The sequence below is a fragment of the Alcanivorax sp. HI0083 genome (assembly GCF_001635175.1).
Genome location: NZ_LWFX01001262.1, coordinates 1 through 1638, shown reverse-complemented (window position 1 = coordinate 1638; position 1638 = coordinate 1). Strand labels below are relative to the sequence as shown.

The following is a 1638-nucleotide window of genomic DNA, read 5'->3' as shown; positions in this document are numbered from 1 at the left end:
AGGCCTACTACGAGATCCAGCGGCTTAACCGTATGCAAAGAGCCATCTTTCTTGCCCCGACCACGGGGAGTACGGATGGCATCATAGATATAGGCTTCGGTCATGGAACCTTCCTCTTGCCTCAGGCATGTATCAGCGTTTGCTGACGGGTTATGAAGGGCTTGGGAGCCCGGTATAGGGTGGCAAGAGTGCCCCAGCCACCCCAATGTCTCAATGACATGAGTTAACAGCGCCGGTGAGCGGAACGGGCAAGGCTGCAAGTCATTGAAAAATATCATGTCGGTGCGGCCAATGAATGACCGTGCACCCGTGCTAAGGTCGCGGCAATTCGTTTCAGGAGTATCCGCCATGTCACACAGCACAGAAGTCTTCCGTTCCCTGCTGTCTTCCACGCTTCAACAGGGCCGGGGCATTGCCAGCAAAGGGCACAGCAACCGCCCGGAGGAGCCGCTGGAGCTCTACGACATGGAAGGCTGCCCCTTCTGCCGGCTGGTTCGCGAAGCGCTAACCGATCTGGATCTGGACGTGATGATGTTCCCCTGCCCCAAAGGCGGTGACCGGTACCGCCCCCTGGTAGAACGGCTGGGAGGTAAACAGCAGTTTCCCTATCTGATGGACCCCAACACCGGCGAAGCCCTGTATGAATCCGCCGCTATCATCGAGTATCTCTATCAGCAATACGGTGGCCGCCCTGCCCCTAAAAGCTGGCAACTTCGCTTGCGCACAGCCGCCGCAATGGCAGCGTCCGCCCCTCGTGGCAGCCGTGGTATCCGTTTCCTGGACAGTAGAGCGCCAGAAAAACCACTGGAACTGTATTCGTTCGAAGCCAGACCCTTTGCCCGCCTGGTTCGTGAACGTCTCACCGAGCTGCAGCTGCCCTACCTGCTTCGCCAGTGTGGCCGCGATCAATGGCAGGACTGGGTGCTGCCGGCAGTGCGCAAGCGCCTCGACATGGACTATGCTCCCAGCCAACGCAACCGGGTCGATCTGCTGGCCCGGGCCGGCAGAATCGCTGTCCCCTACCTGGTAGACCCGAATACCGGCATGGAACTGTTCGAATCCGAAGCCATTCTCGACTATCTGGACCAGACCTACGGCGACTGATCCCCGCACTACCTGGCAATGATGACGGGGCACCGATAAATGGTGCCCCTTGCCCCTTCTACACCCCACTTTTTAGTGCTATATATCCAATGGCAGGTTGCATTCGTGGCACCCGCAAAACGGCAAGTATCCTTTAACGTTGGAAAGAGAGTGGCACCATGAGTCGTCGCCAATTTGATGACTACGACCCGAATGAGTGGGAAGAAGAACACAAGCGTGCAGAGCGTGAGCGCCGCAAGCGAGACGCCAAGCGTCACAGACATGATGATGAGAAAGGAGAAGAAAGCCGGGAGCGCTCACGTCCACAGGCTTACTGATTACATCGCCTTCTGATCACCTTGGGCATTACCGGTTTTTCGAGGGTTGCCGAAAAGAGTTAGGGCCCGGTTACTGCTACGCCTTCCCGCTTTGCAGTAACCGCTGACCGCTCCTCCCCCGCTATTCTCCGTAACGGCTCACCAGCTTCGACAGCAGGGTTGCGGTCTGCTCGTCCGTTGCCAGACGAAACCCACCTCGCCAATGGCCATTGTCCAG

2 protein-coding genes are annotated in these 1638 nt (G+C 57.8%); both read left to right on the top strand.

The window, feature by feature from the left end; translation table 11 throughout:
* The first annotated feature begins 348 nt into the window (after window positions 1-348).
* On the top strand, window positions 349-1104 hold the full coding sequence (locus A3754_RS18520) for a glutathione S-transferase N-terminal domain-containing protein (protein WP_063519927.1): 756 nt from the start codon (window positions 349-351) through the stop codon (window positions 1102-1104).
* Between the two features lie 158 nt (window positions 1105-1262).
* On the top strand, window positions 1263-1421 hold the full coding sequence (locus tag A3754_RS26725; protein WP_156496967.1) for a hypothetical protein: 159 nt from the start codon (window positions 1263-1265) through the stop codon (window positions 1419-1421).
* Window positions 1422-1638 lie beyond the last annotated feature (217 nt).